Origin of the sequence: Enterobacter cloacae complex sp. S3 (assembly GCF_014930495.1) — a bacterium.
Taxonomy (GTDB): domain Bacteria; phylum Pseudomonadota; class Gammaproteobacteria; order Enterobacterales; family Enterobacteriaceae; genus Enterobacter; species Enterobacter asburiae_B.
Genome location: NZ_JADBRD010000062.1, coordinates 1 through 8,120 on the forward strand (window position 1 = coordinate 1; position 8,120 = coordinate 8,120).

Below are 8,120 nucleotides of genomic sequence, written 5' to 3' on the forward strand. Positions count from 1 at the left end.
TGCTTATATAGCTGGCATAAGAAATAAGAAAGGTAAAATAATAGGTTCAGGAATATTTATTTCAAGCATTAGCAACCCTAAAAGTGACGATTTGAGAGATGCTGCCGCTGGTATATTTAGATCGCACAAGGTCACAGAGAATATAATGAGAAAAGCGGTTTCTATTCCAGTTGGTAAGCTCAATATAAATCTGGAACATGGCACAATAGAAAATGCATTCTCCGAAAATGAATTAAATATGGTTTATGCTGATTTCTACATGAAAAACAGCATCTCCGGAAATGCCTGAACATATGTTTATTAGTGATAATAATCGACAAAAGAGGTAAAGGATGGAGAATAAGGCTTTCGACATCAAAGAGTATTCAAGAATAACATATCAAATACTAATTGATATATCGCGAGTTTGGTATTATCGGAAGCTAATCACGGCAAAATTACTATTTGATAATGGTCTGAGTATTGACTCGATAGCTGAAGAATTCAATGTTTCACGTTCCACCGCTGACAAATATATCAATAAATTCAATGAGATAGTTAAATCTCAAGACTCTGAAACGCAATACAAATTTTTCGTCGCACTACAAACTCCAGATAAAAGTTGCTGCCCTGAAACAATGGATAGAATTGTAGAATATGTATATCAACTTGATGTGCATAAAGAAAAGTGGTTTTATAAATTTACTGTGAAGTCCAATTAACTAAGGAGAATTAGTATGTCTTCAAAAGAAGATTTAATAAATGCCTTTAATAAATCAGCATCTGATAAAGAGATTGGCGAAAAAAGAACAAATGACGACATCAAAGAGTTTCAAGAGCAAGTGCGAGGCCTTATAAACACAATGGTTGAGTGGCTTGAAGGAACTCCAGTAAAGATCGAAAGAAGCGAATCAATAATCAATGATGTAACAACAGCGCCAAAAACATATTCAATTGAATCTGTAGTGTTATCTAATGATAACAAGAGAATCAGTTTTTCTCCGACGGCATTATATCTTATGGGCTCCAGAGGTGAAGTGGAAATAAAGTACACTGGTATCAATAGAAACCTAAAATGTAACCTGTACATGAGGGATTCTATCGGTGGTGCTAGTGAGCCAGGTGTATGGTCACTAGTCGATGGCAATGATAAAAGAAATAATCGTCGACCTTTCACCCAAGACGTCTTCTACGAGTTAGTAACTCGAATTGCATAGTGATGCGCACAATGACGTTATGCTAAATAGGCCGCTGCGGGAGAGATTTTCGCAGCGGCCTTTTCAACATAACGTGTGGAACATTATGCGCACCAATATGAAATCAGAAGAAATCTGGCTTCTTATGGGCACGTTGGGCCTGGATGCTGATGACCTTTGAATGTGTCTTCTCACATGCTGCTATCGTCATGAGCGCCTCACAGTGCATGGCTTACCGTTTTGCTCTGTTGATATAAGCCTGTAAACCCTCAGCGAGAAAATCAAACACCGTTTTGCAGGCCTGACTGTGGCGTAAATCCTCATGCATCACCAGCCAGGTGTCCAGATGAAATGCAAAGTAATCGGGCATTATCCTCTGCAACGGCGGAGAAAAATCTGCCAGTTGAACCTGACACATTCCGATACCGGCCCCTGCGCGTATAAGGTTTAATTGGGCAATATCACTGTCGGTCCGTACGGTAAACAGATCGCGGTTTAGCTGTGGATATTGTTTAAGTGCCTGTAAAATAAAGGGCGTTAAATTATCGAAACCGACAAGCGTATGGGTGAATAACTCATCAATATTTTCCGGAGCACCACGTCGTGACAGATATGCTGGCGCTGCATGCAGACCTATTTCAACCCTTCCCATCCGACGGGCAATCAGTTGCTCCTGCACCGGCGTGGCCATGCGTACGGCAATATCCGCCTCCCGATTCAGTAAATCCTGAACTCGATTAGACAGAACCAGTTCAACGGTTATTTGCGGATATGCATCCTTTATCTGTGCAATCACGGGAGGCAGAACCTCAGTGCCGATGATTTCACTGGCGGCGACGCGCACCACGCCCCGCAACCCGGTTGCGCCGGAGCTGAAACTCGCAGCCGACCGCTCAATCATCATGGCCGTATTTTCCATCGCCTGCGCATGGCCCTTCAGCTCAACGGCTGCATCCGTGGCCTGCAATCCCGTCTGCGAACGGGTAAATAAAACGAGGCCCAGGGCTGATTCCAGTGCCGCAATGTGGCGTCCGGCGGTTGGCTGGGTAATGGCAAGCCTGCGTGCGGCCCCTGACAAAGACCCTTCTTTCATCACGGCCAAAAAGGTGCGATACCATTCCCACGGGATATTTAGCTTCATACAAAAATGCATACCTGTTGGTTTATATTATGCAATTACATTTAGCTCGTGCAGCCCTTAAGATGTCAAGCAGATATCCAATAAGGGCCAGACAATGATAAGCACAAATAAGGTACTGATACTGGGCGCAACGGGTGGGATCGGTGGCGAAATTACCCGTAAATTGATCCGTGACGAATGGGATGTTCGGGCATTGCGCCGCAGCGCTCCTCAACATGACGATCGCAACGAAAGCATGACCTGGATAAGCGGCGATGCGCAGAATGCTGAACGGGTTGAGGCAGCGGCGTCAGATTGCAGCGTGATTGTCCATGCCGTTAACCCGCCGGGTTATCGAAACTGGGAACAGCTGGTTTTACCCATGCTGCATAACACCATCAACGCAGCGGAGCGAAACGGTGCATTAATCGTTCTGCCGGGCACCATTTATAACTACGGTCCTGATGCTTTTCCCCTCTTACGAGAGGATTCCCCTCAGGATCCGGTTACCCGAAAAGGAGCCATACGCGTGCAAATGGAGAAGGCGCTCTCAGCCTATGCTCAGCGTGGCGGAAAGGTGCTCATTTTGCGGGCGGGTGACTTTTTTGGTCCCCTCGCAGGCAACAACTGGTTTTCACAGGGACTGGTAAAACCGGGACATCCACCGAAGGTCGTTAAAAATCCCGGGCAACACGGCGCAGGACATCAGTGGGCTTATCTGCCGGATGTCGCCGATACCGTTGCGGCTCTGCTGGCGCGGCGGGATGAACTCGAACCGTTTTCCTGTTTCCATATGCGTGGACACTGGGATCCTGATGGGACAACGATGACCACAGCCATAAAGCACGTCGCGGAGCATGCCGGTATTAAGGCGAAGGTGAAGTCATTTCCATGGTGGCTGGTCTCTGCAATGAGTCCGTTTAACACCACGCTGCGTGAAATGCGGGAGATGCGCTATCTCTGGGAGCAGACAATAGAGATGGATAATTCAAAACTGATCGCCTTTTTAGGCCATGAACCGCAGACCCCTCTTACCGAGGCCGTGCGTTCTACACTAGCGGGCCTGGGCTGTATTTAACATAACATGCACGTTTAGAAAGGGTTGAAAAATGTCTGATATACTTCAGCTTTTGAAAACGCTGTCGTAAGCAAATGGAAATTGAATTAAATAAAAGTTTTAAAGAGAGAGTTTTCCATGCTGTCATTTTTGAAGTGACGGCCAACGTTATCATCGCGCTGTCACTCGCCTGGCTGATGAACGTGTCGGTACTTCAGTCAGGTTCGTTGTCCGTGATATCTGCACTTACCGCAACGGTCTGGAATTTTATTTTTAATAAGCTCTTTGATTCCCTGCAGAAAAAACATCAGTTTCAACGCACATTTCTCGTTCGCGCAATCCATGCGGTTGGTTTTGAAACGGGACTTATCATCTCCTTAATCCCTGTGGCAATGGTTATGCTGAACCTGACCGTGACGGAGGCATTTTTTGTTGAGATTGGCCTGGTGCTGTTTTTCCTGCCCTATACGATGCTGTTTAACTGGCTTTACGACTACCTGCGCTGGACGTTCGTTGGACGAAAGCGTTCGGCGTTATAGCTAAGTGAATCAATGTAAAAATGAAGAGGAAGAAAAATGCGAAGTCTGCTGACTAAAGGAATTTGTCTTGCGTTAGCGCTGTCCGCCGCCGGGACGGCTCAGGCCGCTAAGAAAGAGAGCCATGACGACAAGCTCACCGGGATAACCATTTTCGCTCAAAAAGAGTCTCAGGGAAGCCAATGGGACAGTACAACGGGCGAAGCAAAATATATGGTTAGCTACAAGGTTACGCTTGATAACGCGTCGGGTAAAAGTATTGAGCCGGGCAAAGATAATAAAATGTGTTTCTTCCTGTTTGATAAAAACGGGAAAACATTTATGAGCACCGGCATTGAGCTTGAAATGCTAAAAAAATACAACCCAAGGGACAACAGAACCGGATTGGTCTATTTTTCCAGCTCAAACCCTGACGTTTTAAATATGCCATTTGTCCGCTTCGGCATCGGAAAAGACTGCATAAATTGATGACTGTCACATTGACACGTTATTTCGTATGGTCGCCCCACTCTCCTTCTATACTGGTTATTTCTCCATCTCATAAAGGAAGGAACCATGTTCGATCATGTGAAATTCGGCGTCAGTGATTATGAAAAAAGTAAAACCTTCTTCCTCCATGCGCTTAAGCCGCTTGGTGTAGAACTCATCGATGAGGGCACGCCAGACTACGGTGTCGAAATGAGTTCAGGCGACGTTTCGCTCTGTCTTTTTCAGACAAATGAAAAACCTGCCCTTTTGCATCTGGCGTTTGTAGCCAACACGCGCCAGCAGGTCGATGAATTTTACCATGCCGCCCTGCGCGCCGGCGGACGTGATAACGGCGGGCCGGGGTTGAGGTCATACGGTGAAAATTACTATGCCGCGTTTGTCATCTCGCCCGATGGCCACAATATCGAGGCAGTGTGCCATGCGCCGGAGGGCGTGTAGCACAAGGCTTTTTCAGTCACTCTCCGAGGTCAACACGACGGAGACCCCTTTTTCCAATACCGCGCGGATCCAGTCCCGATCGGTATTGTCTTCAACGACGATGGTGTTCACCGATGACACATCGCCAATCACAAACGAAGACGCTGTGTTGACCTTTTCCGGGGAAGCCAGGACGACCGTCTCCGCGGCTCTGCCGGAAAATGCACGTTTGATGCACGCTTCTTCGAAATCGCCGGTTGTCAGCCCCGCCTCAGGATGGATCCCGGTCACGCCCATAAAAAACAGATCTGCATGAATATTTTCGATGCCTTCGATCGCTGCAGCGCCGACCGCAACAATGGAATGCTTATACAAGCGACCGCCGATCAGAATCACCTCGATGGACGGATGATCCACAAGCCCCAGGGCGATGCTCGGGCTGTGCGTAACCACCGTGATGCGCAGGTCTGGAGGGAAAAACGTAATCAGCTCCGATGTTGTCGTGCCGCCGTCAACGATCACCACCTGCCCTGATGAAATCAGCTGTGCCCCTTTCCGGGCGACCCTCTTTTTTGCATCCATCTTCACGGATTGCCGTTCGGCATAGGGAGCAATAGCAGAAGATGACGGCAGCGCGCCGCCGTGAACCCGCTGTAAACGCCCTTCTGCCGCCAGCTCGCGTAAATCACGCCGAATGGTGTCTTCAGAAACGTCAAAGAGCATGCTAAGTGCTTTTGACTGGACCTGACCTTCGGCGCCGAGCTTTTCGAGGATCAATTTTTTTCGCTGACTGGTGAGCATCATGAATTCCTGATGTTGCATGTTTTATCTTGAAAGTGCACGATAATGCTGTTTATGATAATTACTCTACGTAAGGAGGAACAAACGTGCAATCAAAACGTGCAGATGTGCGCATCATTGACAGTGAAACCCTGTCAGATAACTGGTACAACCTTAAAAAATACACCTTCGACCTGCAGCGCCGTGACGGCGAATGGCAAAGACAGCAACGGGAGGTCTACGACCGTGGCAACGGCGCGACTATTCTTCTCTACAACCGTGAGAAAAAAACGGTGATCCTGACGCGCCAGTTCCGCTTTCCCGTCTTTATCAACGGCCATGAGGACGATTTAATCGAAGCCGCGGCGGGACTGCTGGACAACATGGATCCCGAAAGCCGCATAAAAGCTGAAGCGGAAGAAGAGACAGGGTTTCAGGTTTCGAGCGTGCAGAAAATCTTTGAAGCCTATATGAGCCCGGGCTCCGTCACGGAAAAACTCTATTTTTATCTTGCCGAGTATCAGCCGAAAGACAGAACCGGCGCAGGCGGCGGGATCAAGGCTGAGGGAGAAGATATCGACGTGCTGGAAATGACGCTTGAAGAGGCATTACGCGGCATTGAAACAGGCAAGATTGTCGACGGTAAAACCATCATGCTGCTTTATCATATTGCTCTTAAAGGCATTATGTAGACTGCTGGTTAAAATCCTGATTTTGAATCTGGGTCGGTACGCTTGTACATTACTCAAATGTAAAGCGGAAAACTTCCTAAATTTTGCAGCCTACTATATTTAGTGAACTATTTCGGGATTTGACAAAATCTTCAAAAATTCGCCGAGTCATCTGCATTTACCATTAGAAATGCCACACGCTGGCCAGGCTACCAGTTGAGGTAGCCTGTCTTATCTGTTGGCTGGATTAAAATGCGACTCGCTACAGATAACGAAGCATATTATACTTGCTCCTCCACTCGAACAGGAGGCAAGCAACTCACGTGAAGGATACATATTACAACGACGTAGCGATCAATACGCTAATTCAGAGTGAGCTGGACGCGTTTTTTGAGGATTTCAAAGGGATCGTCTTCGCCTACGCCATTATGAACAAGAAAGATCCTTCCCAGATGCGGATAATCAATAACAGCCCCGAGTGGTTTGATATCTACCTCGACAGGAAATATCAGTTCATTGACCCTGTTATCATTCGGGCTTTGCGCTGTGTTGAAGATTTTTTCTGGGAAAGTGATGTCATTCTGTCGGATGGTTATAACCTGACGCGCATTTTCAACGAAAGCGTCCAGTATGATATCTACCAGGGACAGACTTTTCCTCTGCATGACTATCTGAATAATCTTGTCGTCTTATCCGTCATCAGTCCTAAGCACTCTGGTATTGATATAGAAAAATATCGGCCACAATTTCTAAGCTTCCTTGTTCAACTGCATCAGAAGACACTCAACCTGTATAGCCAGCATCAACAGAAAAAGAATGTTTTTCTGTCGCCACGTGAGCGACAAATCCTTAAATGGGTCAGCGCCGGGAAAACCTACGCAGAAATTTCTGTTATTTTGTCTATTGCTGAACGCACCGTTAAGTTCCATATGGGAAATGTAATGAAAAAACTCGGTGTGAATAATGCCAGACACGCAATAAAGCTTGGTACAGAACTACGTTTACTGGACGACTGAGCCTCAGCCACTGGTTATAAGTGGCGTAAATGCTCCAGCATTTCGCGAAGCCAGTGACTGGATTTGTCTTTGCTAATAATGTCTTCAATAATGCTGATGCTGGCAGGCATATAAATATAGTAAATAACCTCCCCTTTTTCAGAAACACCGCGTTGAATAACTTCAACTTTCCAGTTCGCATGGCGAAATATGGCATACATACCGCGACTGGCGACTGCGTACATTCCATGGTATTTTTGCTTTATGCAATACATATTCATCGCAAGAAACAATGCCTTACTGGCGGGCACGCCCTGCAGACTTGCGGAGTCTCGCGTTTCTTTATCTAAAAATAAACGGCTAATTTCACAGCAGGGAACATCTGCCGGGAAAATAATGGCTTCGTCAAAATAATTGTGAAAGATTTCGCTTATCATCGTCGGATGCGTCGTGTTAATGAATCGTGCGCCGCATAACAACTGCCCCTCGTACATACCCAGCAAGTATGTCGTGTTTGGGTTGTCAAACCGATCCTTTTCCATATCTTCAACGCATTCAACTTTCCAGTCGAGTCGGTCCCGAAAGGTTTTTCTCCTGAGTCGGAAGAGTTCGCGGGCTAATGCTGACGGTAAATCATCGTAATCATGCAAAAAAAACTCAATAACAGAATTCATTGCTCTTATTCCTGATAATAACACCTGAAACTATTATCCCCTGTCTTTTAGGACAGCTTTCATTGTGCATGGTATTCCTTATACTTAAAAAGTACCCGGCCACTAAGTCCTCGTGAAACTCAGTGGCCAGGAGGTCAAAGACCTACGAAACACCAGGGATATATCCATTCATGATTATCTAATATTTATAGTTTCGGGTACAGAGC

General features: G+C 46.4%; 12 protein-coding genes. 9 read left to right on the forward strand and 3 right to left on the reverse strand.

The features are described from left to right. From IM317_RS22720 to IM317_RS22730, 3 genes are all read left to right on the forward strand, one after another. The coding region (locus IM317_RS22720) for a negative control protein of sporulation (RefSeq protein ID WP_193362531.1) at nt 1-289 on the forward strand (289 nt) is incomplete at its 5' end. A 43-nt stretch (nt 290-332) separates the two neighbouring features. Beyond that, entirely contained in the window at nt 333-701 is a 369-nt protein-coding gene (locus IM317_RS24325) for a helix-turn-helix domain-containing protein (RefSeq protein WP_016157957.1), read from the forward strand. Between the two features lie 15 nt (nt 702-716). Further along, the gene (locus IM317_RS22730; protein WP_016157956.1) at nt 717-1,196 is read left to right on the forward strand and encodes a hypothetical protein; all 480 of its coding nucleotides are present in this window, start codon (nt 717-719) and stop codon (nt 1,194-1,196) included. Between the two features lie 211 nt (nt 1,197-1,407). Here IM317_RS22730 and IM317_RS22735 read toward each other — a convergent pair whose 3' ends face one another. Beyond that, on the reverse strand, nt 1,408-2,316 hold the full coding sequence (locus IM317_RS22735; RefSeq protein ID WP_033145565.1) for a LysR family transcriptional regulator: 909 nt from the start codon (nt 2,314-2,316) through the stop codon (nt 1,408-1,410). A gap of 94 nt (nt 2,317-2,410) precedes the next feature. On the opposite strand from IM317_RS22735, the gene IM317_RS22740 reads away from it, so the two are divergent. The 4 genes from IM317_RS22740 to IM317_RS22755 all read left to right on the forward strand — a co-directional run bounded on the left by IM317_RS22740 (nt 2,411) and on the right by IM317_RS22755 (nt 4,815). Next, nucleotides 2,411-3,373, forward strand: a complete 963-nt coding sequence (locus tag IM317_RS22740) for an NAD-dependent epimerase/dehydratase family protein (RefSeq protein ID WP_033145564.1) — start codon at nt 2,411-2,413, stop codon at nt 3,371-3,373. Nucleotides 3,374-3,447: 74 nt separating this feature from the next. Next, nucleotides 3,448-3,891 (forward strand): PACE efflux transporter, encoded by a 444-nt coding sequence (locus IM317_RS22745; protein ID WP_033145563.1) that lies wholly within the window; start codon nt 3,448-3,450, stop codon nt 3,889-3,891. 36 nt (nt 3,892-3,927) lie between these two features. Further along, on the forward strand, nt 3,928-4,356 hold the full coding sequence (locus tag IM317_RS22750) for a DUF4354 family protein (RefSeq protein ID WP_033145562.1): 429 nt from the start codon (nt 3,928-3,930) through the stop codon (nt 4,354-4,356). Between the two features lie 87 nt (nt 4,357-4,443). Next, the gene (locus IM317_RS22755) at nt 4,444-4,815 is read left to right on the forward strand and encodes a VOC family protein (protein ID WP_033145561.1); all 372 of its coding nucleotides are present in this window, start codon (nt 4,444-4,446) and stop codon (nt 4,813-4,815) included. A 12-nt stretch (nt 4,816-4,827) separates the two neighbouring features. Here the strand turns inward: IM317_RS22755 and IM317_RS22760 are convergent, their stop codons facing one another. Next, nucleotides 4,828-5,595, reverse strand: a complete 768-nt coding sequence (locus IM317_RS22760; RefSeq protein WP_033145560.1) for a DeoR/GlpR family DNA-binding transcription regulator — start codon at nt 5,593-5,595, stop codon at nt 4,828-4,830. Between the two features lie 86 nt (nt 5,596-5,681). Between IM317_RS22760 and IM317_RS22765 the strand changes: the two genes are divergently transcribed. Both IM317_RS22765 and IM317_RS22770 read left to right on the forward strand, forming a co-directional pair. Next, nucleotides 5,682-6,266, forward strand: coding sequence for an NUDIX domain-containing protein (locus IM317_RS22765; protein ID WP_033145559.1), 585 nt, complete (start codon nt 5,682-5,684; stop codon nt 6,264-6,266). Nucleotides 6,267-6,568: 302 nt separating this feature from the next. Next, nucleotides 6,569-7,261, forward strand: coding sequence for a LuxR family transcriptional regulator (locus tag IM317_RS22770; RefSeq protein WP_033145558.1), 693 nt, complete (start codon nt 6,569-6,571; stop codon nt 7,259-7,261). 14 nt (nt 7,262-7,275) lie between these two features. Here the strand turns inward: IM317_RS22770 and IM317_RS22775 are convergent, their stop codons facing one another. After that, nucleotides 7,276-7,914, reverse strand: coding sequence for an acyl-homoserine-lactone synthase (locus tag IM317_RS22775; RefSeq protein ID WP_033145557.1), 639 nt, complete (start codon nt 7,912-7,914; stop codon nt 7,276-7,278). Nucleotides 7,915-8,120 lie beyond the last annotated feature (206 nt).